Annotated in this window: 21 protein-coding genes; 16 read left to right on the top strand and 5 right to left on the bottom strand. The window is 59.1% G+C overall.

The window, feature by feature from the left end; genetic code table 11:
- The first annotated feature begins 13 nt into the window (after positions 1–13).
- The 10 genes from coaD (at position 14) to ftsY (ending at position 11,996) form a co-directional block, all read left to right on the top strand.
- Positions 14–487 carry a pantetheine-phosphate adenylyltransferase gene (gene coaD, locus HMPREF3053_RS01465; RefSeq protein WP_049189535.1) on the top strand — a complete coding sequence of 158 codons (474 nt, stop codon included), beginning with the start codon at positions 14–16 and terminating at the stop codon, positions 485–487.
- Positions 488–497: 10 nt separating this feature from the next.
- The gene (locus tag HMPREF3053_RS01460) at positions 498–1,259 is read left to right on the top strand and encodes an SPFH domain-containing protein (RefSeq protein WP_016422541.1); all 762 of its coding nucleotides are present in this window, start codon (positions 498–500) and stop codon (positions 1,257–1,259) included.
- 29 nt (positions 1,260–1,288) lie between these two features.
- Positions 1,289–1,849, top strand: coding sequence for a YceD family protein (locus tag HMPREF3053_RS01455; RefSeq protein WP_048735478.1), 561 nt, complete (start codon positions 1,289–1,291; stop codon positions 1,847–1,849).
- Between the two features lie 42 nt (positions 1,850–1,891).
- The gene (gene rnc / locus HMPREF3053_RS01450; protein ID WP_049194014.1) at positions 1,892–2,620 is read left to right on the top strand and encodes a ribonuclease III; all 729 of its coding nucleotides are present in this window, start codon (positions 1,892–1,894) and stop codon (positions 2,618–2,620) included.
- Complete coding sequence (gene mutM / locus HMPREF3053_RS01445; RefSeq protein WP_070767143.1) at positions 2,620–3,483, top strand: bifunctional DNA-formamidopyrimidine glycosylase/DNA-(apurinic or apyrimidinic site) lyase; 864 nt, start codon at positions 2,620–2,622, stop codon at positions 3,481–3,483. The genes rnc and mutM overlap by 1 nt, the downstream gene beginning before the upstream one ends.
- A gap of 18 nt (positions 3,484–3,501) precedes the next feature.
- Positions 3,502–4,962 carry an alanine/glycine:cation symporter family protein gene (locus HMPREF3053_RS01440; protein WP_070767148.1) on the top strand — a complete coding sequence of 487 codons (1,461 nt, stop codon included), beginning with the start codon at positions 3,502–3,504 and terminating at the stop codon, positions 4,960–4,962.
- Positions 4,952–5,233: an acylphosphatase gene (locus HMPREF3053_RS01435; RefSeq protein ID WP_069358780.1), complete on the top strand. Its 282-nt coding sequence runs from the start codon at positions 4,952–4,954 to the stop codon at positions 5,231–5,233. The genes HMPREF3053_RS01440 and HMPREF3053_RS01435 overlap by 11 nt, the downstream gene beginning before the upstream one ends.
- A 256-nt stretch (positions 5,234–5,489) precedes the next feature.
- The gene (locus tag HMPREF3053_RS01430; RefSeq protein ID WP_049171543.1) at positions 5,490–6,806 is read left to right on the top strand and encodes an ammonium transporter; all 1,317 of its coding nucleotides are present in this window, start codon (positions 5,490–5,492) and stop codon (positions 6,804–6,806) included.
- Positions 6,807–6,894: 88 nt separating this feature from the next.
- A complete protein-coding gene (gene smc, locus HMPREF3053_RS01425; protein ID WP_070767142.1) occupies positions 6,895–10,389 on the top strand; it encodes a chromosome segregation protein SMC in 3,495 nt (1,164 codons plus the stop codon).
- Between the two features lie 47 nt (positions 10,390–10,436).
- Positions 10,437–11,996, top strand: a complete 1,560-nt coding sequence (gene ftsY / locus HMPREF3053_RS01420) for a signal recognition particle-docking protein FtsY (RefSeq protein WP_070767141.1) — start codon at positions 10,437–10,439, stop codon at positions 11,994–11,996.
- A 167-nt stretch (positions 11,997–12,163) separates the two neighbouring features.
- Here ftsY and HMPREF3053_RS01415 read toward each other — a convergent pair whose 3' ends face one another.
- Entirely contained in the window at positions 12,164–12,913 is a 750-nt protein-coding gene (locus tag HMPREF3053_RS01415) for an intestinal mucin (protein WP_070767140.1), read from the bottom strand.
- Between the two features lie 474 nt (positions 12,914–13,387).
- Positions 13,388–14,284, bottom strand: coding sequence for a hypothetical protein (locus HMPREF3053_RS01410; RefSeq protein WP_070767139.1), 897 nt, complete (start codon positions 14,282–14,284; stop codon positions 13,388–13,390).
- Positions 14,285–14,888: 604 nt separating this feature from the next.
- On the opposite strand from HMPREF3053_RS01410, the gene ffh reads away from it, so the two are divergent.
- The gene (ffh, locus tag HMPREF3053_RS01405; protein WP_048735500.1) at positions 14,889–16,502 is read left to right on the top strand and encodes a signal recognition particle protein; all 1,614 of its coding nucleotides are present in this window, start codon (positions 14,889–14,891) and stop codon (positions 16,500–16,502) included.
- Positions 16,503–16,518: 16 nt separating this feature from the next.
- Here ffh and HMPREF3053_RS01400 read toward each other — a convergent pair whose 3' ends face one another.
- A complete protein-coding gene (locus tag HMPREF3053_RS01400) occupies positions 16,519–18,669 on the bottom strand; it encodes an acyltransferase family protein (protein WP_070549645.1) in 2,151 nt (716 codons plus the stop codon).
- Positions 18,670–18,967: 298 nt separating this feature from the next.
- Between HMPREF3053_RS01400 and rpsP the strand changes: the two genes are divergently transcribed.
- From rpsP to HMPREF3053_RS01380, 4 genes are all read left to right on the top strand, one after another.
- On the top strand, positions 18,968–19,450 hold the full coding sequence (rpsP, locus tag HMPREF3053_RS01395) for a 30S ribosomal protein S16 (protein WP_038628648.1): 483 nt from the start codon (positions 18,968–18,970) through the stop codon (positions 19,448–19,450).
- A gap of 144 nt (positions 19,451–19,594) precedes the next feature.
- The gene (gene rimM / locus HMPREF3053_RS01390) at positions 19,595–20,089 is read left to right on the top strand and encodes a ribosome maturation factor RimM (protein ID WP_049171609.1); all 495 of its coding nucleotides are present in this window, start codon (positions 19,595–19,597) and stop codon (positions 20,087–20,089) included.
- On the top strand, positions 20,086–20,973 hold the full coding sequence (gene trmD, locus HMPREF3053_RS01385; protein ID WP_070767138.1) for a tRNA (guanosine(37)-N1)-methyltransferase TrmD: 888 nt from the start codon (positions 20,086–20,088) through the stop codon (positions 20,971–20,973). The genes rimM and trmD overlap by 4 nt, the downstream gene beginning before the upstream one ends.
- Positions 20,973–21,620, top strand: coding sequence for a phosphatase PAP2 family protein (locus tag HMPREF3053_RS01380; protein ID WP_069358772.1), 648 nt, complete (start codon positions 20,973–20,975; stop codon positions 21,618–21,620). The genes trmD and HMPREF3053_RS01380 overlap by 1 nt, the downstream gene beginning before the upstream one ends.
- Here the strand turns inward: HMPREF3053_RS01380 and HMPREF3053_RS01375 are convergent.
- Positions 21,580–22,074 carry a DUF1877 family protein gene (locus tag HMPREF3053_RS01375; RefSeq protein WP_049171521.1) on the bottom strand — a complete coding sequence of 165 codons (495 nt, stop codon included), beginning with the start codon at positions 22,072–22,074 and terminating at the stop codon, positions 21,580–21,582. The genes HMPREF3053_RS01380 and HMPREF3053_RS01375 overlap by 41 nt on opposite strands.
- Positions 22,075–22,156: 82 nt before the next feature.
- Between HMPREF3053_RS01375 and HMPREF3053_RS01370 the strand changes: the two genes are divergently transcribed.
- On the top strand, positions 22,157–24,460 hold the full coding sequence (locus tag HMPREF3053_RS01370) for a Tex family protein (protein WP_070767137.1): 2,304 nt from the start codon (positions 22,157–22,159) through the stop codon (positions 24,458–24,460).
- A 38-nt stretch (positions 24,461–24,498) separates the two neighbouring features.
- On the opposite strand, the gene HMPREF3053_RS01365 is transcribed toward HMPREF3053_RS01370, so the two are convergent.
- Positions 24,499–25,482: a DUF1648 domain-containing protein gene (locus HMPREF3053_RS01365; RefSeq protein ID WP_048735516.1), complete on the bottom strand. Its 984-nt coding sequence runs from the start codon at positions 25,480–25,482 to the stop codon at positions 24,499–24,501.
- Between the last annotated feature and the right edge of the window lie 52 nt (positions 25,483–25,534).

Genomic DNA, 25,534 nt, shown 5'->3' with positions numbered 1-25,534 from the left:
TGGTTTGACCTCTATGACTCACGCATGCTGCCCCGGTTCCTACGATCCCATGACCTCTGGTCACCTCGATGTGATTGAGCGTGCCGCGCGCCAATTCGATCAGGTGACCGTGCTGGTTACCCACAACCCGAATAAGCAGGGCATGTTCAATGTCGAAGAGCGCATGGACCTCATTCGGCAGTGCACGCAGCACTTGGACAATGTGCAGGTGGACTCCTGGTCGAAGCTGTTGGTTGACTACACCTCCGCGCAGGGCATCTCCTGCCTGGTCAAGGGGCTGCGCTCGGCGGCGGACTACGAGTACGAGGCTCCCATGGCGCAGATGAATCGGCGCATGACGGGCATTGAGACTCTCTTTGTGGAAGCTGATCCGAAGTACGGTCATGTGTCGTCGACACTGATGAAGGAAGTTGTTCGCTACGGCGGTTCGGTGGAAGGGCTAGTTCCTGAGCCTGTCTTGCACGCCCTGCAGCGCCGACTGAAGTAGCATGTAAGTCATGTTTCGCGTCTTCGAATCTCTTGATGAACTGGTCCAGATCCTAGAAGAGGCACACGGCGTGCCACTGTCGGCCAATTGTATGGTTCCGCGTCAGCGTGTTCTCGAGTTGCTCGATGAGCTGAGGGATGCTTTCCCGGCTGAGCTCGATGACGCGCAGGATGTCTTGGACCAGCGGGATGAGATTATCAACGATGCTGAAGCCCGGGCGAACAACACCATTTCGACTGCGGATGAAGAAGCCCATCGCATTGTCGACGAGGCCGAGGCCCGCGCTAACCACACCGTCGAGGATGCCAATGCCCACGCAGCTGGCACCGTCGCGGCCGCTGAGGACGACGCCCGTCGCCTCCGCGAGGATGCTCAGCACGAGTACGACAGCATTGTGGATCGTGCTTCTGCCGAGTCCGATCGCCTGATTCACGCTGGTAACGAATCCTACGAGCGTTCCGTTGCGGAAGGCCGTGAGGAGCAGGCTCGCCTGGTCGCTGAGTCGACGGTCGTCCGCGAAGCCAATGACGAGGCGAATCGTCTGCTTTCTGACGCGCACGCGGATTCCTCTCGCCTCCGCGAAGAGTGTGACCGCTACGTCGATTCCAAGCTCGCCGAGTTTGAACAGACTCTCCAGGAGACCCTGCGCAATGTCGGTCGCAATCGCTCGGTACTGCGTTCGGGAGCCGGTGCCGTCGGCGGTGGTGCAGGGGCTCAGAACGCGCCGTCTTCCTTCTCCGAGGGACAGGAACGCCGCCGGTACGAGCGTTAGCGCATCTTCGGGGTAGACTGAGGTCTATCATGACTGACTCATCCCCATTTGTTCTGGACGTTTCGACATGTCTGCAGGGCGGCATGCCCGAGCAGTTCCGCAAGGTAGGCGATAGCCCTGTCCGCGTTGGTGTCGAGATGATTGGCATCGCCGCTGGCGAGGAGGTTGTCGTTGACGGCATTGTCACGAACCTCGGCAGCGGTGTCATGGTTGACGCGACTGTGACTGCCAAGGCCACCGGCGAGTGCGTGCGCTGCCTAGCCCCGCTGAATCCGGAGCTCAGCTTCCACATTTCGGCTGTCTTTTCCAACAACGAGGACTTCATCACAGGCGACGATGCCGAGGAAGAAGACCTCGAGGACGAAGTTGGCCAGATCGTCGACAATACGGTGGATATCACTCAAGCCGTCATCGATGAGGCGGGCTTGAATCTGCCCTTCAATCCGACCTGTCTGGATTTCGATTCCAGCTGTGCTGAGTCGGACTCAGAAGTGCCGGAGCCAGACGGCATCTCGGGTGAAGAGGAGCGCATTGATCCGCGTTGGGCTGGCCTGGCGGAAAAGTTTGGCTCGCTCGGCGACGAGAAGTAATCGACGACGACTTAGACGAAGACTTTAAAGGAGATATAACGGATGAGCCGCAAGCGTCGGCTAACCGGTGAGGCGGCTAGAAAGGCGGCTTTCGAGGCCGTCGATCACGCCCCGCTGCTGGAAAAACTCGGTGTTGAGCTACCAGAGGAGTCCCTGAAGCTCGCTTTGACCCACCGCAGTTTCGCGAATGAAAATGGCATGCTGACCAATAACGAGCGGCTAGAGTTCCTGGGCGACGCCGTGCTGGGCATGTGCGTTGCTGAAGAACTCTACCGTCGCTTCCCGGACCGCGCTGAGCAGGATATTTCCAAGATGCGTGCAGGTGTCGTGAACATGTACGCGCTGGCTGACCTGGCCCGCAGTATCGGGCTGGGAGAGCACATTCTCCTCGGCCGCGGTGAGAAGGCCACCGGTGGCGCGGATAAGCACTCGATTCTCGCTGACACCACCGAGGCGCTGCTGGGTGCTATTTACCTGCAGCATGGCTTCGAGGTTGCCCGCGAGACCGTGCTTCGCCTGTTTAACCAGATGATTGACGATGCCCCGACTGAGTCTCGCGGTCGTGACTGGAAGACGCTGTTGCAGGAGCGCCTGGCGGTCAAGCAACTACCGGCTGCCGAGTACACCGTGCGCACCACCGGCCCCGACCATGACCTAACTTTCTACGTCGACGTGCTGGTTGACGGCGTGGTTAAGGGCAGCGGTACCGGCGCCACGAAGAAGGAAGCCGAAATGCACGCCGCGCATCAGGCGCATACCGCACTGGCCTAATGCCCGAGCTTCCTGAAGTCGAGTCCGTACGCCGCGGTCTCGACACTTACGTCGCCGGTGGCCGCATCGACGATTCCTTCGTCTACAACGCTCGTGCCGTGCGGCGCCAACTCGGTGGCGCCGCGGAGTTTATCGGTCGTACGCGCGGGCGGACGGTTGTCGCTACGGATCGTCGTGGCAAGTTCATGTGGCTCACGCTTGACGACGACTCCGCAATCGCCATCCACCTGGGCATGAGCGGCCAATTGCGCGTGGAAGCTCCGTACACTCCCGATACGCTGCCTGGCCGTCACACCCGAGCCGCTTTCGACATCGCCCTGCCGGACGGCGCTCGGCACCTAATCAACTTCAACGATCAGCGCACCTTTGGTTGGGTCTGGGCCTGTGAAATGGTCGAATCCCATGGACGCGTGGTTCCGGAACCCGCAGCCAAGATCGCGCCCGATCTATTGGAGCCCACCGTCGATGTGGTTGCACTTGCACACCGCATGATGAAGTCGCGTTCACCGATCAAGGCCGTATTGCTCAACCAGAACATTGTGTCGGGTATCGGCAACATCTATGCCGACGAAATGCTTTGGGCGGCGAAGGTCGATGGTCGCGTGCCGGCGTGTGACCTTTCGGTCCGTCGTTTAGCGAAACTTTTGCGCGAGGGGCAATCGGTACTCGAGCGGGCGCTAGCGGCCGGTGGCACGAGCTTCGATGCGTTATATGTGCATGTCAACGGCGAAAGTGGCTATTTTGAGCGGAGCTTGAACGCCTATGGCCAAGCGGGGGAGCCGTGCCCGAGGTGTGGGCGCGAAATTGTCCGTCTGCCATTTGGGAATAGATCGAGTTATCTGTGTCCCACTTGTCAACGCTAGAATTTCCTTATGAGTTTCATGGAGCAAGCAACCGACTGGGTAAATGCTTGGAATGACAAGTACTGGCTGTTCATGATTGTTCTGCTAGTTGGTACAGGTTTGTACTTCTGTTGGCGGACCATCATGGTGCAGATCCGGTACATCCCGGAGATGTTCAGGGCCATCACTGAAAAGCCCTCTGATATCTCTGAAGGTGTCAAGGGCATCTCGGCCTTTAAGGCCTTCACAATTTCGGCGGCCTCACGCGTGGGTACCGGAAACGTCGCAGGTGTGGCGGTGGCGATCACCACCGGTGGCCCTGGCGCCGTGTTTTGGATGTGGCTGCTCGCCGCGATTGGTGGCGCAACCAGCTTCGTGGAGTCTACGCTGGCACAGCTGTACAAGGTGCGGGATAAGGACTCTTACCGAGGCGGCCCGGCCTACTACATCACCAAGGGGCTCGGGGAGAACTGGCGCTGGATGGCCTCGCTGTTCGTCATCGCTATCACGGTGACCTACGGTTTCGTGTTCAACGCGGTGCAGTCCAACTCGATTACGGCGGCTGTGGCGGAGTCGACCGGTCAAGACGCGCCGATCTTTAAGTTCGGTGTCGGCATTGTGCTGGCAATCTTGGCCGGCGTCATCATCTTCGGTGGTGTGCAGCGTATTTCGGCGGTGACGCAGATCGTCGTGCCGATTATGGCCGTGGCCTACATTATCCTCGGCCTGATTGTCTTGGCTCTCAACATCACCGAGGTGCCGGGCATGATCAAGCTGATTTTTGAGCACGCCTTCGGTATCCGTGAGATTGCTGGTGCTGCCGTCGGTACCGCCATGATGCAGGGTATTCGCCGCGGTCTGTTCTCCAATGAAGCCGGTATGGGTTCCACTCCGAATGCGGCGGCGACGGCGTCGGTGTCACACCCGGTCAAGCAGGGTCTCATCCAGACGATGGGTGTCTACTTCGACACCTGGGTCGTCTGTACCATCACCGCAGTGATCATCCTGCTGTCCGACCCTACTTTCGGCGGCGATGCAGAGGGCACCGCGCTGACTCAGGCCGCGCTGTCGGCGCAGGTGGGCACGTGGGCAATCCACGCGGTTACGGTCATCATCTTCTTCCTGGCGTTCTCCTCCCTGGTGGGTAACTACTACTACGCCGAAGCAAATATCCCATTCCTGTCTAAGAGCAAGGCTGTCCTGAATACCGTGCGCGTGCTGGTCATCCTGTGCGTTATTGGCGGAGCTGTCGGTTCCGTGCCGCTGGTCTGGTCGCTTGCGGACACCTTCTCCGCCCTTATGGCCACTATCAATATCATCGCTATTCTGCCGCTGGGCGGCGTAGCCGTCGCGCTTCTGCGGAACTACTCTGAGCAGAAGTCCAAGGGGCTTAATCCGGTATTCCACCGCGATGATCTGCCTAACGTCCGCGGCCACGACAAGATCGAGTGCTGGGACGGTTCCGATCCGATGACAGTGCGTGAGTCCGATGTCGCTTAACGACGTCCGCCTCACCGCGTGGGTACACGGTCGTGTTCAAGGTGTTGGTTTTCGCTGGTACACCCGCGCGACGGCTCTGGAGTTGGGGTTGGTCGGTTATGCCCAGAACTATCCGGATGGTCGGGTGTTAGTTGTTGCTGAAGGGCCACGGGCAGACTGTGAGAGTTTGCTCGCTTGGCTTGAGGGGCCGAATACTCCGGGCGATGTGACGGCAGTGGTGCCGTTATGGCAGGAACCGAAGGGTGCATTGAGCACGTTTGACCGTCGTTAAGGGGTGCCAACTGCCTTCCTCCCCCCCCCATGTCGGTGTAGGAATCCGAAAAATTCGAAAACGTTCTATCCCTCGCTCTGCGCCATTGTTTTTACGCAGTTAGCGGGGGATTTTTCGTGTCTTGAGGTAGTCGATTGGGACGCTGAAGAGGTCTTAGAGCGCTGAACAACTACGCAAGTGAGAAAAAGAATACGTAAATACGGAAGTCGGGTGGTTTAAGTTAATAACTACCTACTGACAGACAGGGGAGGCACATATGACGCCTGAAGAAGTAATTGCACAGTCGGGAAACTCAGCGTGGATGCTGATTTCGGCTTCGTTGGTTTTGCTGATGACACCGGCGCTCGCGCTGTTCTATGGCGGCATGTCGCGACAGAAGTCGGTGCTCAACATGATGATGATGAGTTTTGGTGCGGTCGGCGTTGTCGGTGCCATTTACGTGCTGTGGGGCTGGTCGATGTCCTACGGATCGCAGTCGATCGGTGGTGTTTTTGCCAACCCATTCGAGTTCTTCGGTCTGCGTAACTCGATTACGGATGGTGACGGCAACTACATCGCAGGTGCGAACGGGTACCCGAACATCATCGACATCGGGTTCCAGCTCACGTTCTGCTCTATCTCGGTGGCGCTGATTTCCGGTGCGCTGGCTGAACGTGTGAAGTTCTCCACCTGGTTGATCTTCGTCGGCTTCTGGACGACGCTGGTGTACTTCCCAATGGCCTTCATGGTCTGGGGCGGTGGCCTGCTGAGCCACTCGGCAGAGGGGCTGTCGGCAAAGCTGTTCGGTACCGCTGACGGTGAAGCATTGATCGCTCCAATTGACTTCGCTGGCGGTACGGTTGTGCACATTGCTGCTGGTACTGCCGCTTTGGTGCTGGCGATTATCGTCGGTAAGCGCAAGTCCATCGATGGCAGCCAGCATCGCCCGCACAATCTGCCACTCGTCATGCTGGGTGCTGCACTGCTGTGGTTCGGCTGGTTCGGCTTCAACGGCGGTTCGGCATTTGCGGCCGACGGTGTCGCTGGTCTGGCATGGCTGAATACGACGGTGGCAGCGTGCGTGGGTATGCTCGGCTGGATTTCACTCGAGCGTATTCGTGATGGACATCCCACCTCGCTGGGCGCCGCTTCGGGTGTCATCGCAGGGCTTGTGACTATTACTCCGGCCGCAGGAGATATGAACCCAGTGACCTCGATCATTCTGGGCTATATCGGCGGTGCGCTGGCTTGCTGGGGCGTTGGCTTAAAGTACAAGTTCAACTTCGATGACACCCTGGATGTGGTTGGTCTACATCTGGTTGCAGCTATGTGGGGAACGATTGGTGTTGGCCTGCTGGCCAACGATCGCGGATTGCTTACCGGCGGTGGCATCGACGGGCTGAAGTTGTTTGCCATCCAGATCATTATTGCTGTCATCGCAGCTGTGTTCTCGGGCGTGCTGACGTACATCATTGCCCGAGTCCTGAAGGCAACCGTCGGTTGGCGTATCCACGGCGAGCAGGAACATTCTGGTATCGACGTCGCTCAGCACGGTGAGTCGGCCTACACGTCGGCCAAGCAGGCAGTGGTGTAAACAACGCTGTGTAAACAATCTTGTGTAACAGGGTGCGTGCTTGGGGTAATTCAGCTCCAAACCGTAACTACGGGTAAGATATTGCCCCATGTATTTGAAATCGCTGACTCTGAAGGGCTTTAAATCCTTCGCTTCGGCGACGACGATGAAATTCGAGCCCGGCATCTGCGCAGTTGTCGGCCCGAATGGATCTGGTAAGTCGAATGTCGTCGATGCCCTCGCGTGGGTTATGGGTGAGCATTCCGCCAAGACCCTCCGTGGCGGCAAAATGGAAGATGTCATCTTCGCGGGAACCTCCGGGCGAAAGCCTTTGGGGCGCGCGGAGGTCACTCTTACCATCGACAATTCCGATGGGGCACTTCCCATTCAATATAAGGAAGTCTCTGTCACGCGTCGCATGTACCGCGACGGCGCAAGTGAGTACGAAATCAACGGTTCTCGCGTCCGCCTCATGGATGTCCAAGAGCTCCTCAGCGACACCGGCATTGGCCGCGAGATGCACATCATCGTCGGCCAGGGTCGGCTTTCGCAGATTCTGGAATCGCGGCCAGAGGAGCGTCGTGCGTTTATCGAAGAAGCCGCAGGCGTGCTCAAACACCGCCGTCGCAAGGAAAAGGCGCAGCGCAAGCTGCAGTCGATGCAGGCCAATCTCGACCGTCTGCAGGATCTGACAGGTGAGCTTTCCCGTCAGCTCAAACCGCTGAAGCGTCAGGCTGAGGCCGCCTCTCGCGCCCAGACTGTGCAGGCAGACCTGCGCGACGCCAAGTTGCGTTTGGCTGCCGCGGACTTCGTGGATTTGCAGGACAGCCTCAATGACATTGCTGGTCAAGCCAAGCTCATTGAGGAAAAGGTGGAGGCCGCCACGGAGCGAGCCGAGATTGCCGCTGAGCGCACTGCAGAACTCGAAGCCGAACTGGAGGACATCACTCCAGCTGCCGATGCTGCCCGAGATTTGTGGTTTCGTCTCTCCGCACTCGGTGAGCGTATCCAAGCGACGGCCCGCATCGCCGCCGATCGCGCGGCCGACCACTCCGTCGCTCCGTGGGTAGGCCCAGACCCGGACTTCCTGGAGCAGAGGGCCGACGACGCCGCCACCGAAGAAGCCACGCTCGCTGAGGCTGAGGCAGAGGCCCGCGAAAAACTGGAGGAAATCCGCGAAACGCTCTTCGACGCCGAGGAGACTTTCCGTGAAGCCGAAGCGGAGCACCTCGCGGCCGTTCGCGCAATCGCCGACCGTCGCGAAGGCGTGGTTCGTCTCATTTCCGCAGAAGAATCTCTGCGCACCCGCTTGGAAGCCGCCGAAGCCGAAGCTGCACGCCTTGCCGAGCAAACCAATGAGGCCGACGAACGCCGTGCCGATGCCACCGAAGCCGTGGAAAACGCCGCGCAGGAACTAGCCGAGGCCGAATTCGAAGGTCCCGAGCTGCAGAGTGCTTATGAACAGGCCAACCGAGAAGCAGAGCTGGCCTCTACACGGTTGAAAGAACTCCGCGCTGACGAGCGCGACCTCGAACGCAGTGTCTCAGGTCTGTCCGCCCGCATCGAAGCTCTGGAGACCGCCCGCACCGCCGCTGCCAACGACGGCACCGCGTGGCTACGTGAAAAACACGAACTCGGCGTTCTCTCTGAAGTCATCGATGTCGACGCTGGCTGGGAAAAAGCGCTCACTGCCGCCCTCGGCGCGGCCGCCGAAGCACTGGTCAGCGAGGGCAGTGGAGATTCGCTTATCGACGAGCTTGTGGCCACGGGCAAGGGCAGTGCCGTTGTTATCAATTCTGCGGATGCATCCGACTCTTGGCGCTTGGACATCACTCTGCCCGCACAGGCATCCTGGCTGCTCGATCATGTGACAGTGCCCGCGGAGCTTTCGGGTTCGTTGACCTCTCTGCTCGTTGACGTCGTGGCCTGCGACGACGAGCACGTCGCCCGTGAGCTGGTGACCCAGGATACTCGACTGCGCGTTGTTGACCGCGATGGTGTGCTGCGTGGCTCTGGTTGGGTAGCTGGCGGTGCTGGTGGCACTGCATCAGGTGTGGAAATCGCCGCCGACATTGCTAAGACTCGCGAAGAACTAGCAGAAGCACAGGTGCGTTTGAGTGACCTCGGTGGTGTGCTCTCCGGTGCACAGGCCGAAGAAGAGGACCGCCGCACGGACGCGGCGGCCGCCCGTGCTGCGCTGCGTGAACACCAGAGTCGTATGAAGGTCCTCACGGATGCCCGAACTCGGGCCACAGCGCAGCTGTCCGGCGTGGTGCATGATGCCGAACGCGCTGAGCAGCGCGGAGCCGAAGCCGCGGACCGAGTAACGAAGCTCCAGAAGGAGTTGGCGGAGGTCGCAGACCGCTTAGCTCGCGTTGACCGTGACCCCGAGGAGGGGGAACCGTCGACAAGCGAACGTGACCGTGCCTCGGAGGCGCTGACGGCTGTGCGCGCCATGGAAACAGAGGCGCGTCTGTCGCTGCGTACGGCAGAGGAGCGACTGTCGAGTGTACGAGGCAAGGCCGAGCGGCTCCGTCGCCAGGCTGCATCGGAGCGCGTAGCGAAGGCCCGCCATGAGCAGGCGCAGATGGCGAAGGTTGCCCAGCGCGAATTGGCAGAAGTTGTCGCGGAGCTGGCTGAGGATTTGCATGCGAAGGTCAACGTGTCGTTGGCGCGGGCAGAGGCCGATCGCGACGATGCCGAGGCGCAGAAGAAGACAGTGTCGCAGGCACTATCAGCGGCCCGGACGGAGGCAAATGCGGCGCAACGTGAGCTGGCACAGCTAACGGATTCCGCGCACCAGGGCGACATCGCCCGTGCGCAGGCGCAGGTCCGCGTGACCGAGGCTGCAGAGCGCATCGTCGACCAGTTGGGGCTGTCTGTCGATGACCTGCTCGCGGACTTTGCTCCTGATGAGAACTTCGACCGCGCAGCCGTGACGAAGCAGCTCAAACAGGCGGAGAAGGATCTGCGTGTGCTCGGCCGCGTCAACCCGTTGGCGCTGGAGGAGTATAAGGCGATGGAGGAGCGCTACTCTTTCCTATCCACGCAGCTCGATGATGTCCTCAAGGCCCGCCAGGACCTCACCGATGTTGTCGAGGAAGTCGATGCCACGATCCTGCAGCTCTTCACAGACGCGTGGAACGATTTCGAGGCAGAATTCCCCGCAGTCTTTCAAACGCTTTTCCCGGGCGGCGACGGACGACTGGTTCTCACCGAGCCGGACAACCTGCTCACGACAGGTATCGAGGTTGAAGCCCGCCCGCCGGGCAAAAAGGTTAAGCGGCTGTCGTTGCTCTCCGGCGGCGAGAAGTCGCTGACGGCGCTGGCAATGCTCGTCGCTATTTTCCGCGCGCGCCCGAGTCCCTTTTACGTACTCGACGAGGTGGAAGCCGCGCTTGACGACGTTAACCTGCGTCGCCTTATTGCGCTGCTCGAGGAACTCCGCGCGACCAGTCAGCTGATTGTCATTACGCACCAGAAGCCAACAATGGACGTTGCGAATGTGCTCTACGGCGTGACCATGCGGGGCGATGGTGTGACTCGAGTAATCTCGCAGCGAATGTCACCGGCATCCGCAACTCCGTCGACAGGAGCGGAGTAAGCGCGGAGTAAGTGAGGAAGAGTCGTTGATACTGCATAATGAGAGTTATGACTCCAACTCAGTGGATACTCCTTGTCGTCGCGATTGTCGTTATTATCGCGCTGCTCTTTGTTGTGGGCTATGTCCGCAGGAAGAACCAGCGCATTTCCTTTGCGAAGGAAGATACTAAGGAACTCACCCAGCAGGAGAAGTCTGGAAATTACCAGGCCACTAGTGGTTTTAACTTCGCTCCGGCCGGTGGTGGGACTGATACCCGCGAGAAGCAGCCGGTTGAAAAACCGATGCCGAAACCGGCGGAAAAGCCGATTGAAAAGCAGGCCCCGGAGCCAGAGGAAAAGCAGGCTGATATACCTGCCGATCAGCCGGACGGTTCACTGCTGAAACCAGAAGGTCGACTGGTTATTCCGGATAACCCCACCGAAATGGAGGGGGATTATGACCGCGTAATGCGGGAAATCCCAATCGATTTGCCAACGGCCGGGGAAGAGGAATCAGAGCCCGAGCCGGAACCACAACCAGAGCCCGAAGCAGAGCCTGAGGTAGAGGTAGTTCCTGCTCCTGAACCGGAGCTGGAGCCGGAGCCGACTCCCGAACCAGAACCGACGCCAGAGCCGGAGCCGGAAGCTGCGCCGAAGCCGACGCCAGAGCCAGAAGCAGAACAGCAGATTGACTCCATCGACCCGGCTGAGGGACGTCTGGGCCGCCTGCGCGGTCGTCTGTCACGGTCGCAGAATGCAATTGGCCAGTCTGTGCTCGGCATCTTGGGCGCGGGTGACCTTGATGAGGACGCGTGGGAAGAGGTTGAAGACATCCTGGTTATGGCTGACCTCGGTGCGGCTGCGACGCAGCGTGTCGTCGATAAGCTGCGCGAGCGTATTGCCAGCCAGAAGGTGAGCACGGAAGAGCAAGTGCGCGCCCTGCTGCGTGAGGTGTTGATTGAGGAGTGCAAGCCTGAGATGGACCGCTCCATCCGCGCACTTCCGCACGAGGGCAAGCCCGCAGTGATTCTGGTAGTCGGTGTCAACGGCACAGGTAAGACCACGACGACGGGCAAGCTGGCTCGTGTACTGGTCGCCGGTGGCCACCGTGTTGTTCTCGGCGCAGCGGATACCTTCCGTGCTGCTGCAGCCGACCAGCTGGAAACCTGGGGGCGACGCGTTGGCGCGGAGACCGTTCGCGGCGCTGAAGGCGCCGATCCTGCTTCTATTGCATTTGAGGCAGTTGCTCACGGTATCGAGTCCGGCGCTGATGTGGTGCTCATCGACACCGCCGGCCGCCTGCACACCAAGGTCGGTCTGATGGACCAACTGGACAAGATTAAGCGCGTGGTGGAGAAGAAGGCTCAGGTTGACGAAGTCATCCTGGTTTTGGACGCGACGGTTGGCCAAAATGGTCTACTGCAAGCTCGTACGTTCCGGGATGTAGTAGACATCACCGGCGTTGCCCTGACCAAGCTGGACGGTACCGCGAAGGGCGGCATTGTATTCCAGGTGCAAAACGAGCTCGGTGTGCCGGTGAAGTTGGTTGGCCTTGGTGAAGGTGCTGACCACCTGGCGCCGTTTGAGCCGGAGAGCTTCGTAGACGCACTGCTCGGCGGCCGCAAATAGTAACTAACATCGATGAGTGAATTTTCCATCGATTGGTGAGTACAGCGTCGCCCGTTGCCCCCGGCAAAAATAAAGGCCTCGGAGCCACCGCGTAGATTTCTGTAGAGGATACGCGGGGCTCCGGGGCCTTTAGTGTTGAGGTGCTAGGAATCTAGCGGAGAGTTGTGCTAGGAATCCTTTGAATTCTTGCGTGCGAGGCGGGTAGCTGCCACGCCACCGACCAGGAGTGCAAGAGCGGCACCGCCGAGGGCAGTCGCCTGAACACCAGTGACTGCTAGACCAGTGTTCTTGGTCCCGGTTTTCTTACCGTAATTCTTAGGGTTGTCGGGCTTGTCGCCTGGATTTTCCTCCCCAGGATTCTCGTCCTCCCCGGGCTGTTCGTCACCTGGGTTTTCATCGTCGCCCGGAGTGTCATCGCCTGGGTTCTCATCGTCGCCCGGAGTTTCGTCATCGGAGGTCGGACAGTAGCCGTAGACTCCGGTTGCCGGGTCGATCTTGCTCATATCACGCGGGGAACCGTCGGGGCACGTTGCGGTGTCATCGACTCCCGGCGGAATTCCGTCATTCTCTGGGGCATCTTCATCGGGCTCCGGAGTTGGGCCGGAATCATCTGAAGTGCCACAAGCGCCGTAAGCTCCGGTTGCCGGGTCAATCTTGCTCATGTCACGCGGGGAACCGTCGGGACAGGTCTGGGTGTCCTCAACGCCCGGTGGGATGCCATCGTTAGATGAACCTCCTGGATCCGGGTTTGCAGCGTCATCTACACACTGGAAAGTACCGTCAACATTTTCAAAATGTTGACCGGCGGGGCATTCCGACGGGGCGGGGTCAGGAATCTGTGCGGTGGCAGCGCCAACGCCGATGAGCATGCCGGCTGAAGCGGCAGCGGCCACCATGGTCGAAGAGAGCTTCTTCATTTGGAAACCTCACAATGTCTATAGGAAAGCCCTGCAATCAAAGGACTTAAGGGGGAACACTGTTCACACTTTTGATTCTAATAACTAATTACAGTCTTTGGTGGTATGGGTTTGGGGAGGGGGTAAAGAGAAATTGTTGACTTGTCCAAACCCCAGCAAGGGGAAGTAGGAACTTATATTTACAACGCTGAGTGTGTACACCCGTTGTGGTTGGAGCATCTTTAGAACTCGCCACTGTTTACTCAGCAGGAGATTTTCCTGTCTTCGCTAGCGAAGCGTGGTACCTGATCGTGTCGGGTGGTGAAAGGCGGATGGGGCGTAGAGGTTCGGTAAAAAATCGGTGCCTGTGGGGTTTATGCTTCGAGCTATGGGAGTTATGACTTTTCGGAGGTATGGCGCACAAAAATGCTCCCGATGCTAAATAGGCATCAGGAGCATTTTATATTTCGTTACCGGGGTAGAACCCTAAGCTTCTTAGCGGTTCTTGCGGGCGATGCGGGTAGCGGCGACACCGCCGACCAGGAGAACCAGAGCGGCTCCACCCAGGGTGGTGGCGTCAACGCCGGTGGCTGCCAGGCCAGTGCTCTGAGTCGAAGAAGCCTTCTTGGACTCAGAGGTATTCTGCTCAGACTTCTTGGAGTCCGAAACCTTCTTTACGTTCTCGGAAGAGGTCGTCTTCTTGGACTCGGAAGCCTTCATCTCGGCCTTTTCCTTGGCCTTCTTCTCTTCCTTCGTGCACTTGTTTTCGTTCTTGCACTCAGCAGAGATCTTGATGTCAACGTTTACCTTGACATCCTTGCCGTCCTTACCTGGCTTACCGTCCTTACCGTCCTTACCGTCCTTGCCGTCCTTGCCCGGCTTACCGTCCTTGCCGTCCTTGCCTGGCTTCTCGGTGTCCGGCTTGTCCGTGCCTGGTTTGTCAGTGTCCGGCTTCGCCTCGTCCTTGACGCAGACACCGAAGACGTTCGGGTTGCCTGGGACTGGCTTGCTCATGTCGAAGTGCTCGCCCTCCGGGCACTGCTTATCAGAAATGCCTGGGTTTCCCAGGTCGCCCGGCTGGGACTCATTGTCGCCCGGTGTTTCGGGCTTAGGAGCTTCCTGGTCCGCGACGCACTGGAAGGTTCCGCCGACGTTCTCAAAGTGCTGCCCGTCTGGGCACTTGTCCGGCATTGGGGCCGGAATTCCGTCAGTGGAATCCTGCTCAGGCTGGTCTGCGACGCACTGGAAGGTGCCTCCGACGTTTTCAAAGTGCTGGCCGGCGGGGCACTCGGTCGGCATTGAGTCCGGAATCTGTGCAGTAGCGGTGCCTGCGCTTGCAATCATGCTGGCGGAGAAGGCAGCGGCGGCGATAGCCGTGGTGAACTTCTTCATGAAAACCTCTCAAGGAGTCAAACGGTCAGAGACCAATGAATATGATTTCGCCGTTCATCCCTCATCGTGCACGGCGGAAAATAAAACCAGGCCAACTGCGGTTAACTAGGTTCATGATTAACCATAAACTGGTTGATATATGAACGGTATTGGAGGTAGTTATAGGAATAACATCAGGTGCGCAGTGGCGTGCTTTGACCTGCTGCAATGCCGCCGGTTTGCTATTTGGCTTACACCATTCCGGGGGGGGTCTTACTAAGGGTGGCCTTAGCAAAAGCTAGCCACTGGCGTTATCTTTCTGTTACCTAGCTGGTGGTAACTGGGTTGGATAAACGTTCTTTATGCAGTAGGGCATTCATATCTGGAGGCTCGTTTAATTGTCACGTTAAAATAACGAACAGTAATCTAACGTCCTTGAGAATAAAAGAGCTTCGTCCTATTGCTATTTTTTACTTCCTATTGGTTACACCCGAATCGGGGCATTTAGGGTGGGTGGGCTGCAATCGTTGTCGATAGGCGAAGCTGTAGATATGTGCCAAATGGAGTATCCAGCGGGTACGGTAGAACAGTTAAGAAAAAACAAGGCAAAAGGGGAGCTGGAAACTTGTTTGAGTCTCTTTCCGATCGTTTGACGGGTGCCCTGCGGGGGCTGGGCGGGAAGGGCCGCCTGACTGAGGCGGATATTAACGCCACCGCCCGCGAGATTCGGCTGGCTCTTCTGGAAGCCGATGTCTCCCTCGAGGTTGTCCGTACCTTCATCAAGCGCATCAAGGAACGCGCTAACGAAATTATTGGCAGCCAGACTGTCAACCCGGCAAACCAGATTATTGAGGTCGTCAATGAGGAACTGATTAACATCCTCGGTGGCGAGACTCGACGGCTGAATATGTCGAAGCAGCCACCAACAGTTATCATGCTGGCCGGTCTGCAGGGCGCTGGTAAGACCACCTTGGCCGGTAAATTGGCCAGGTACCTCACGGATCAGGGGCACACCCCGGTCCTCGTCGCCTGTGACCTGCAGCGTCCAGGTGCGGTGCAGCAGCTGGAAATTGTCGCTGAGCGTGCAGGCGTGCCGTGCTTCGCACCGTTCCCGGGCACCAGCCTCGATTCCACCCATGAAATGGGCACCAGCGAGGACAACCCAGTTGACGCCGCGTTCCGTGGCCTCGCTTATGCTCGCCAGCATCGCCACGATGTGGTGATTATCGATACCGCAGGTCGCCTGGGTATCGATGAGGTTCTGATGAAGCAGGCTCGCGACATTCGCGATGCCATCAACCCGCATGAAGTTCTGTTTGTCATCGACTCCATGATTGGTCAGGATGCGGTAGAGACCGCCAAGGCCTTCCGAGACGGCGTTGACTTCACCGGCGTTGTACTGACCAAGCTCGATGGCGACGCGCGCGGTGGCGCTGCACTGTCTATCCGTGAGGTCACCGGTAAGCCGATTCTGTTCGCCTCCACGGGCGAGAAGTTGGAGGACTTTGACGTCTTCCACCCAGACCGTATGGCCAGCCGCATCCTGGGCATGGGTGACCTGAAGACGTTGGTTGAGGTCGCTTCCAAGGAAATCGATCATGAGCAGGCTGCCAAGTCCGCCCAGAAGATTGGTTCCGGCGAGCTGACTCTCGAGGACTTCCTCGAGCAGATGATGATGGTCCGCAAGATGGGCCCAATCGGCAACATCCTCAAGATGCTCCCCGGCGGCGCGGAAATGTCCAAGGCCGCGGAAATGGTCGACGAAAAGCAGCTTGACCGCATCGAGGCGATTATCCGCGGTATGACTCCGGAAGAGCGCGAGAATCCGAAGATTTTGAATGCTTCACGACGTCGTCGTATCGCCAACGGTTCCGGTGTGTCCGTTTCAGAGGTTAACCAGCTCATCGAGCGTTTCAATGAGGCGCGGAAGATGATGGCGCAGATGGCCGGCCGATTTGGTATGGGCGGTGGTCGCCCATCGAACCGCAAGGCCAAGCGTGGTCGAAAGGGCAAGGGCAAGAATAAGCGCAAGGGCGCTAACCGTGGTCCAACGCCGCCGAAGGCAATGCGCGGTGGCGGAATGCCCGGTATGCCTGGAATGCCAGGTATGCAGGGCATGCCGGGTATGCCTAGCATGGCTGAACTGCAGAAGCTGCAGAAGCAGATGGGTAATCAGCTGCCAGAAGGTATGGAGGACTTTGACCTCAACAATCTCGACTTCGGACAGGGCAAGAAGTAGCGGGGACTAGAAGTAGCTAGTCCCGCAGAGCCTTCTGAATCTGGCGGTCCATTTCAGGACTGAAAGTGGCCGCTAGTTCATCGGTGATGTGATTGCTGTCGCGGTAGACGTAGATATTGCCAATAACTTTACGGCAGGTGGTCGGACCGCAGAAGATGTCGGAGAAATCTAGACTGTGCCCGTTGGGGAAGTTCGCAAGAATCTCCTCAGCGGGATTTTCTGCATTTAGGGCAGTTTTGCGGTGGATAGTGCAGTCTTCTTCCGCTTCTTCGCATACGCTGGGGGAGAATTGGTCCAAGTCCTCCCGTAGCGCCCATGGGTTATCGCGGATGGCGAAGAAATCAATTCCGCGTTCTTGCAGAGCAGCGAAAAACGAAACGTAACCATCCGGTGTGTAGTCGCCGGGCTGCGGTGGGTCCGCCTGGAACAAGGGTCTGGTTGCAGTGGTGAAAACCATCTCTGGCTGAATCTCGTCAATTTTCTGCAGAGCCTCGAAAGTCCAGGCCACGCAGATATCGCCGACTCCGTGGATCGGTTCTAAGGTCGCTGGACAGCCTTGTCGGAGAAGAACCACCACTCGGTACCCGTTGTTTTTGCCGTAGGCATCAATCGGGGCAAACCAATGTTCCATGTGCGAGCCGCCGACGATGACAATCGATTCACTAGCATCTGCATCACCGTAGACACACGGCTGGGTCTCATCGCGCCAACGGCGATTCGGCGGGAAGTATCCGACGTCCTCACCGCCTGTCGCAAGGCAGCCATCGAGGGCAGGTTCCGGCCAAAGGTCCGTGATGAAATCGGTATTCGGCTTTGTGGCTGCCTTGGGGACCTCGTACCCGTCGGTAAGCGCGAGTGCACCTGGATAGACCTCTGGATCTAGGCTGGTGGCGGAGGCGCGATCGACGCGCACCTGTTGCACGTTGACAAGGCTGGACATGCCGACCAACGCAATGACGACAACAGTGCCGACTGCCGCTAGACGACGAGCCGGGCGACGATGCTTCATTGCGTGGATTGCATCGCCAACGACGGGCTGAGTCCGGGTCGGTCGGCGAGTCGATTGAGCCAGCGGCAGCTCGACATACTTGTTGGTGAGTTTGGCCAAAATAAAGGAAACGACGATCACTGTGGTGCCAAGTTTCAGCCCCGGAGTATCGCGGTTGAGGTAGTTTATGGCCAGGATGAGAAGAGGCCAGTGCCACAGGTAGAGCGCGTAGGCGCTCTGGCCTACTTCGCGCATTGGGCGGCTGGCCAGGAACTTGGAGATCCAGCCCGCCTCAGGGCCGGCGATAATAATCAGCGCAGCACCACCGAGGGGCCATAGGGTCCAAGGGCCTGGGAACTGTGCGGCGCCGTCGAAGATGAAACCGGTGGAGACTACCAGTGCGAGGCCGATGCTGGCTAACAGCACTCGAAGTGGCTTGGGCATGGGGATGGAGCCCCGGACAAGAATCAGTCCGAGTAGTGCGCCGAGGCAGAGTTCCCAGAGGCGGCTGACAGTGGAGTAGTAGTTCCAGCCCTGGTTTTCGGAGTGCATATAGAAGGCATAGGCAAGCGAGCCGAGAGTGATAACTGCCAGCAAAGGGGTGAGGATTCGGCGGAGTTTACCGCCGGTAGCGTCGGTGCGCTTCGCCTCCACCGGTGAGGTAACCGCGCCGACAATCTGGGGTGAGCGCGTCATCCAGGCGAGTAGGGAGATGAGCAAAATGGAGCCGAGATAAAACTGGCCCTGTACCGACATTGACCACAGGTGCTGCAGTGGGGAGGTTTCGCTCTCTGCGGCTGCGTAGTCCGAGCCCTGGAGTGCCAGTTCATAATTTTGGTAGTAGAGCAGGCTGGCGCGGAGTTGCTGGGCAATGTCGATCGTGCGAAGCGATGGAATGAAGTAAATGACAAACAGGGTTGTCGCAAAGAGGACCAGCACTAGTGTCGGGATTAGGCGACGCAGCGTGCGCCAGATGCTCCACCATGGATTGATGGACTGCCGGGGATTGATGGCATTGCGGTACTGCGCGCCGAAGAAGAAAAACCCGGAGAGCAAGAGGAATACGTCCACACCACCGGAAACGCGGCCGACGTAAACGTGGAAAAGGACTACGAGGGCAATCGAAATGCCCCGTAGTCCGTCCAAGTCATACCTATATTGGGTGCCGGTGGTTTTCATAGAATGTTACGTTACCGCACTGTCAACGACGTTCAGCATTAGTGGGTATGCAGCGTTTCGAGTGCGCAGTTTTGTTAATTTCCAAAAACTGCTGGTAACATACCTCGAGTTGTCTCAATGAGAATCCTCAGCTGAGGCACGACTGCGAATTCATCGGATCCGGCCACGGCCGCCCGGTGGTCACGCGCAGTGTAAATATCCCAAGGGCAAAACCGGTCCGAGGCACTTCGTTAGTAATTACTCGTGAGCTCGGATGCATAAGTATTGTCCAGTGACATAGAAGAAAGAGGAACTCCTCATGGCAGTCAAGATTAAGCTGCAGCGCCTGGGTAAGATTCGTACTGCTCAGTACCGCGTCGTCGTTGCTGATGCTCGTACCCGTCGCAACGGTGCGGTCATTGAGAACCTGGGCATCTACCAGCCGAAGGAAGAGCCGTCGATCATCAAGATTGACTCCGAGCGCGTTCAGTACTGGCTGGGCGTCGGTGCACAGCCGACCGAGCCGGTTCTGGCTCTGCTGAAGGTCACCGGCGACTGGCAGAAGTTCAAGGGCCTCGAGGGTGCAGAGGGCACTCTGAAGGTTGCTGAGCCGAAGCCGACCAAGCTCGAGCTGTTCAACAAGGCTCTGGAAGAGGCCAACAATGGCCCGTCCGCTGAGGCCATCACCGCTAAGCGCCGCGAGGCCAAGGAAGCAGCTAAGGCTGCTAAGGAAGCTGAGGAGGCCGCAAAGGCTGCCGAGGCTGAGGCTGCTGAGTCCGAGGCTTCCGAGGACGCCGAGTAATAAGGACGCTGAGTACGCCGCTTAGCTAATCCGGGCGCTACCTTATACTTCAAGACGAAGTGTTGGGTGGCGCCTTTTTGCTTTACGCAGGGTGTTTTACAGAGCCTTTATAAGAGAGGGAGTGTGCGCGTGTCGGTAGCTGACATGGTGCTTATTGGCCGAGTGATCAAGCCCCACGGTGTGCGCGGGGAAGTCGTCGTCGATGCGACAACGGATGATCCGGAAGGGCGTTTCGCAGTCGGGGCCACGCTGTTGGGTGTACAGGCCGGCCGTGAGGAACAGCTGACTGTGAAAACGGCACGCCCGCACCAGGGGCGTTTGCTGATTCGCTTCGAGGAGATTCCGGGCCGCAATGAGGCCGAGCGTCATCGGGGTATGAAGTTTTATGCCGAGCCCGTCTTCGAAGACGAGGACTTTTATGACTTTGAACTTGAAGGCCTGCGCGTAGTCCATAACGGCACCGATATAGGCGAGGTCACTTCTATCGTCCGCGCGCCCGCTCATCGTCTCCTTGAAGTCACGCTTGACGACGGGGCCCGGGAGGTACTCATCCCTCTGGTAGAGGACATCGTTCCGGAAGTTGACCTTGAGAATTCTACTGTCACCATCACCCCGCCGGAAGGACTGTTGGAGCTGTGAGCTTACGTCTCGATGTAGTCACAATCTTCCCGGAGTACCTCGAGCCACTGCGTCATGCGCTGCTGGGCAAGGCAATTGAGCAGGGCATTTTGAGTGTCGGAGTGCACAACCTGCGCGACTGGGCGCCAGGTGTACATCAAGCCGTGGATGACTCGCCCTACGGCGGTGGCCCCGGCATGGTTATGAAGCCGGATGTCTGGGGCCCCGCCCTCGACGAGGTGGCGACGCTGAAAGCGGAGCAGTCGCTCACGTCCGCGGTGCCACATTTGGACAATGTCCGCCATGATCAGAAACTGGGCTTGGTCGAGGAATCTTCCTATGCTGCAGCGGAAGTGCCGTCGTTAAGCGAAGAAGATTCAGCGAAGCCCCTGCTGATCGTCCCGACCCCGGCGGGCGAGCCGTTTACGCAGCAGATGGCGCAGGAGTTCTCACACGAGGAGCACATTGTGTTCGCGTGCGGGCGCTACGAGGGCATCGACCAGCGAGTTATTGATGATGCCGCTAATCGTTACCGCGTGCGTGAGGTCTCTATTGGGGACTATGTGCTGATCGGCGGGGAAGTGGCGGTGCTGGGGATTGCGGAGTCCGTCGTGCGGTTGATCCCGGGTGTGTTGGGCAATCGCAAAAGCCACGAGGAGGACTCTTTCTCTGACGGTCTGCTCGAAGGGCCGTCCTACACCAAGCCGCGCGAGTGGCGTGGACTGACAGTGCCGGACGTTCTCCTCAGCGGCAATCACGCGCTGGTGGACCGTTGGCGGCGCGACCAATCGCTCATCCGCACGGCCGAACGTCGTCCCGATTTGCTTGCCGACGTCGACCTCAGCGCCCGTGACCGGGAAATAATCCAGGGAGTCATTGGGGAAGTAACCGAGGAGAACTGCTAGTGGCACGTGTTCGAATTGCGCGACCTCGGCACGTCATTGGTTGGCTAGCTGTCCTAGGTGCACTGGCGTGGTTCACTCAGACGCAGCTGGCGGGGAGCGTGGATCAGTCGTTTGCGGGCTGGGTCAGTGACCTGCATGGGGCGCGGGATGGCCGCGTCGATAGTGTGATGCTGGCTTTGAGCGAGATTATCCGGCCGATTTACATCGCGCCGGTCACGCTTGTTGCTGCGGCACTCCTGTGGTTCCGCTTCCGTGCGTGGGCGTTGCTACTGCCGGCGTCATTCGGTTCGTCAATTGCGGTGACTTATGCCATGAAGTGGTTTTTGGACCGCGACCGACCGGGAGAGGAGTTCTCACTGGTCAACCTGCACGATGCGGCGTTTCCTTCTGCACATGTGGCAGCGGTTACCTCCAGTGGCATGGCCGCGATGCAGCTTGCCATCCCCGTATTGCGCCGCACAGCCCGCAAGCTGCTCGACCTGGCCATCATCGCGCTTATCGGCGCTGTGGCACTGTCGCGCGTGTGGGTCGGGGCGCACTGGCTCACCGATGTTATCGGCGGCCTCATCGCCGGAGTTATCGGCTTAGCAGTTGCGCTGCTAGTTCTTAGGAGATGGCCACGAGCACGGCGCTACGCGCTGCCTTAGTCTCCTCGTAGAAGGCCACGAGTTCGCGGTACCGCTGTGTCGCAGTGGCTTCGTCGATAAGCGAACCATTGTCCGTGATGCGGGCGGCAAGATCGATGCTTGCCAGCGTCTGGTGCACGTCGCCGACGCGATCGGCGCGGATGACTGCAGACAGCGGCTTGCGGCAGACGCGGTCGGCACCGAGGATGGCCTCCGCCAGCGGGTCGCCGAGTGCCTGGCCGTCGATGGGATTGCCGGTCAACGTGCGCAGCAGGGACTCCCAGTCCGTGTCGATGTCCAGGGCATCTTCGTCCGGAACGTCGACGAAGTGCTGCAGGATAATCTTCTCCGCGCCGTCGGTAACAAGCCCCGCCGTGCCGCCGTCGCTGGTCGCCGCAGGTGCTGCGACCTCAACTAACCGCGCTGCCTCCTCATCGGAAATGCGCAGGTATTCGGCACAGAGTTTCTGCTTCATGGGGCTCCTTTTCCGGTGATTACTGCGAGCCTTCTGTGGGGCGTTCGCCAATTGGTACTTCCACGATAGTAAAGTTGCCCGGGTGATTTCATCAGTAATTGCCCGAGAACTCGCCGCCACTGGTGCGGACGTTGCCGAAAGTGCCGTCGCCGCCGCTATCAAGCTTCTCGACGAAGGCAACACCGTGCCTTTCATCGCCCGCTATCGCAAGGAAGTAACCGGCGGACTCGATGACACACAGCTGCGTTTCATCGAGGAACGCGTCGTCTACCTGCGCGAACTAGAAGATCGCAAGCAAACGATTCTCGCCGCTATCGAAGAGCAGGGAAAGCTTAACGACGACCTGAAGGCCGCCATCCTCGCCTGCGACACTAAGGCGCGGTTGGAGGATCTCTACCTGCCGTACAAGAAGAAGCGCAAGACCAAGGCCGATATTGCACGTGAGGCCGGGTACGAACCGCTGGTGGAGGAGCTGCTGGCCGACCCAGCCGCGGACCCCGAGACTCTGGCCACTAAGTACGGCGAGGCAGCTGGTAAGGATGCGAAGGACGCTCTGACCGGTGCCCGTGCCATCTTGGTCGATCGCTTCGCTACCGATGCTGATTTGGTTGGCTCTGTCCGTGAGCAGGTGTGGTCCTCCGGTTCCGCCGCCGCTGCCGTGGTGGAGGGCAAGGAGACTGCGGGTGCGAAGTACCGTGACTACTTCGAGCACAACGAACCTCTGGACACCATGCCTAGCCACCGCGTGTTGGCCGTGCTGCGCGGTGAGGCCGAGGGCATCCTGACGCTCAACATCGATGCGGGTGAGGATGAGACCTACGAGCACATGATCCGTGAGGCCTTTGAGCTTCCCGACGGCGGTACCTCCAAGTGGATTGACCAGGCCGTTCGTTTCGGTTGGCGCACCAAGTTGGAGGTGTCCGCTGCCCTCGATGCCCGCACTCGACTGAAGGAGCGCGCCGAGGCCGAAGCCGTGGATGTCTTCGCCCGTAACCTGCGTGACCTGCTGCTGGCCGCACCGGCTGGCCAGCGCGCCACTCTCGGCCTGGACCCGGGATACCGCAATGGTGTTAAGTGCGCCGTTGTCGACTCCACTGGCAAGGTGCTCGACACTGCCATCGTCTACCCGCACCAGCCGCGCAATGACTGGTCCGGCGCCAAGGAGCAACTGGCCACTCTCTGCGCCACGCACCGCGTGGAGCTCATGGCCATCGGCAACGGCACCGCTTCCCGCGAGACCGAAACCCTGGCCCGCGAAATCGCTGACCTGATAGCTCAGGCCGGCGGCAAAAAGCCGACCCCTGTGGTGGTTTCTGAGGCCGGTGCTTCCGTCTACTCCGCATCGTCCCTGGCAGCAGCTGAGTTCCCGGACATGGATGTATCTCTCCGCGGTGCCGTATCGATTGCCCGCCGCCTGCAGGACCCGCTTGCTGAGCTCGTCAAAATCGATCCGAAGTCCATCGGTGTCGGCCAGTACCAGCACGACGTTTCCCAGACCAAGCTCGAGCACTCTCTCGATGCCGTGGTCGAGGATGCCGTCAACGCTGTCGGCGTGGAGGTCAACACCGCCTCTGCGCCGCTGCTCGGTCGCGTTGCTGGCGTGTCCTCGACTGTTGCGGACAACATCGTCGCTTACCGAGACGAAAACGGCGCTTTCACCTCCCGCAAGGAGCTGCTGAAGGTTCCGCGTCTTGGCCCGAAGGCCTTCGAGCAGTGCGCCGGCTTCCTTCGCATCCACGGCGCTAACAACCCGCTGGATGCCTCCGCCGTGCACCCGGAGTCCTACCGCGTCGTCGATGCCATCGCCGCTTCGACCGGCGTTAGTGTCCAGGAGCTCATCGGCAACTCCCGTGTCCTGTCCAAGGTGCGTGCTGCAGACTTCGTCGACGAGTCCGCAGGTATCGGCCTGCCCACCGTCCAGGACATCTTGACCGAGCTGGACAAGCCCGGCCGCGATCCGCGTCCCGAGTTCGTCACCGCCACCTTCAAGGAAGGCGTGGAGAAGGTCTCCGATCTTCAGCCCGGCATGATTCTCGAGGGCACCGTCACCAACGTCGCGGCCTTCGGCGCCTTCGTCGACGTCGGAGTCCACCAGGACGGCCTCGTCCACGTCTCCAACATGGCCCGCGGTTTCGTCTCCGACCCGCACGAGGTCGTCCGCTCGGGCGAGGTGGTCAAGGTGAAGGTTCTCGACGTTGACGTCGAACGCAACCGCATCGGTCTATCGCTCAGGCTTGACGACGACGCCTCGGATGCCAAGCCAAAGCGTGACGGCGGTCGCCGTGATGGTCGTGGTGATGGTCGCGGCAAGGGGCGCAAGCGCGGTTCCCAGAACAAGAAGCAGGGCGGTTCCATGGCCGACGCGCTGCGCAGGGCAGGCTTTTAGCTCCTGATCTGTTAGCGCTTGATTTATTAGCGCATAGCCTATTGGCGCATAGCGTCGATGCGGCTGTTGATCTCACCCGCGACAGCCGCAGCCATTCCATCCGGTACGACGATGGTGTAATCGGACCCCGAGGTCTCAATCTTGACTGCCTCGCCTGACCGTGCCGCCACGGTGATGCGGCCATCATTGCCAAGTCGAAGCCCAATACCGCCACCGTCGGCCCAGTTATAAGTGGCCGGCTTCGCATATTTGATGGTTCGAAGCTCAATGGGGTGTTTCATCTTCAGCGGTCCACAGCCGTTAAAAACGGTAATGGAATCTGTCTTCGGGTCCGTGTCTAGTGTCATGCCGGTTTCATATGCGATGAGGAATAGCGGCGTGCACAGCAGAAAAACAATGCCGAGGCTTGGCAGGAACACTGCGAGCGCTACAGACACCACGCACCAGACTGCGAGGGTGACCTTGACCCCCTTAGAGATGGTCACACTGACATCGATGGGAGTCGGGGCTCCTTCTCGATGGGGCAACTGTGGCGATGTCGGCTCGGTGACCGTGGCGTCGGTAAGCGAGGAGTAGTCCTTGAGGCGGCGCGTCACGAGCAGGGCCGCTACTAGGCCGATGATGACGCCGGCTATTGCATAGATCCAGCCGATTCGGGCGGTCGTAGGGTCCGTCGTGCCGATCTGCGGGATGATAATCGCGAATTCAATGCCGATTAAGAAGCCGCAGAGGGCGAGGTTGGTTATTGCAATTGGCTTGCGCACGACAAGCGGCGTGCTGGTCTTTGCACCGAGCCAACCGATCTGCGCACATGCGATGACGATGATGGCCATAATCAATGTGCTTTGAATTGGCGGCATGAAACCGTTGGGAGTGCCGCTACCGCTCCAATGCGTTGCTAACTGCTCCGGTAGTCGGTCGGAAATGGCAATTACCCACAGAAGCTGTGCAATCGCCAGAACGCACGGGGCGATGATTGTTCCTCGAACAATCCAGGGGTCAAAGCGTGGAATCTGCTGCATGGAGACAATCTAGCAGTTGGGGGGGGTGTCCCTATGTTTTTGTCAAGTGCCA

The organism is Corynebacterium sp. HMSC064E07 (assembly GCF_001815745.1).
In the GTDB taxonomy this organism is placed as follows: domain Bacteria; phylum Actinomycetota; class Actinomycetes; order Mycobacteriales; family Mycobacteriaceae; genus Corynebacterium; species Corynebacterium jeikeium_D.
This window is presented reverse-complemented; position numbering and strand designations above follow the sequence as displayed.

Excerpts from the sequence above, each read along its gene's own strand:
- HMPREF3053_RS01415 (WP_070767140.1), bottom strand. The coding sequence starts at position 12,913 with ATGAAGAAGCTCTCTTCGACCATGGTGGCCGCTGCCGCTTCAGCCGGC.
- HMPREF3053_RS01460 (WP_016422541.1), top strand. The coding sequence starts at position 498 with ATGTTTCGCGTCTTCGAATCTCTTGATGAACTGGTCCAGATCCTAGAA.
- rpsP (WP_038628648.1), top strand. The coding sequence starts at position 18,968 with ATGGCAGTCAAGATTAAGCTGCAGCGCCTGGGTAAGATTCGTACTGCT.
- HMPREF3053_RS01430 (WP_049171543.1), top strand. The coding sequence starts at position 5,490 with ATGACGCCTGAAGAAGTAATTGCACAGTCGGGAAACTCAGCGTGGATG.
- smc (WP_070767142.1), top strand. The coding sequence starts at position 6,895 with ATGTATTTGAAATCGCTGACTCTGAAGGGCTTTAAATCCTTCGCTTCG.
- HMPREF3053_RS01365 (WP_048735516.1), bottom strand. The coding sequence starts at position 25,482 with ATGCAGCAGATTCCACGCTTTGACCCCTGGATTGTTCGAGGAACAATC.
- ftsY (WP_070767141.1), top strand. The coding sequence starts at position 10,437 with ATGACTCCAACTCAGTGGATACTCCTTGTCGTCGCGATTGTCGTTATT.
- HMPREF3053_RS01410 (WP_070767139.1), bottom strand. The coding sequence starts at position 14,284 with ATGAAGAAGTTCACCACGGCTATCGCCGCCGCTGCCTTCTCCGCCAGC.
- HMPREF3053_RS01400 (WP_070549645.1), bottom strand. The coding sequence starts at position 18,669 with ATGAAAACCACCGGCACCCAATATAGGTATGACTTGGACGGACTACGG.
- mutM (WP_070767143.1), top strand. The coding sequence starts at position 2,620 with ATGCCCGAGCTTCCTGAAGTCGAGTCCGTACGCCGCGGTCTCGACACT.
- rimM (WP_049171609.1), top strand. The coding sequence starts at position 19,595 with ATGGTGCTTATTGGCCGAGTGATCAAGCCCCACGGTGTGCGCGGGGAA.
- HMPREF3053_RS01455 (WP_048735478.1), top strand. The coding sequence starts at position 1,289 with ATGACTGACTCATCCCCATTTGTTCTGGACGTTTCGACATGTCTGCAG.
- HMPREF3053_RS01440 (WP_070767148.1), top strand. The coding sequence starts at position 3,502 with ATGGAGCAAGCAACCGACTGGGTAAATGCTTGGAATGACAAGTACTGG.
- coaD (WP_049189535.1), top strand. The coding sequence starts at position 14 with ATGACTCACGCATGCTGCCCCGGTTCCTACGATCCCATGACCTCTGGT.
- HMPREF3053_RS01375 (WP_049171521.1), bottom strand. The coding sequence starts at position 22,074 with ATGAAGCAGAAACTCTGTGCCGAATACCTGCGCATTTCCGATGAGGAG.
- HMPREF3053_RS01435 (WP_069358780.1), top strand. The coding sequence starts at position 4,952 with ATGTCGCTTAACGACGTCCGCCTCACCGCGTGGGTACACGGTCGTGTT.
- rnc (WP_049194014.1), top strand. The coding sequence starts at position 1,892 with ATGAGCCGCAAGCGTCGGCTAACCGGTGAGGCGGCTAGAAAGGCGGCT.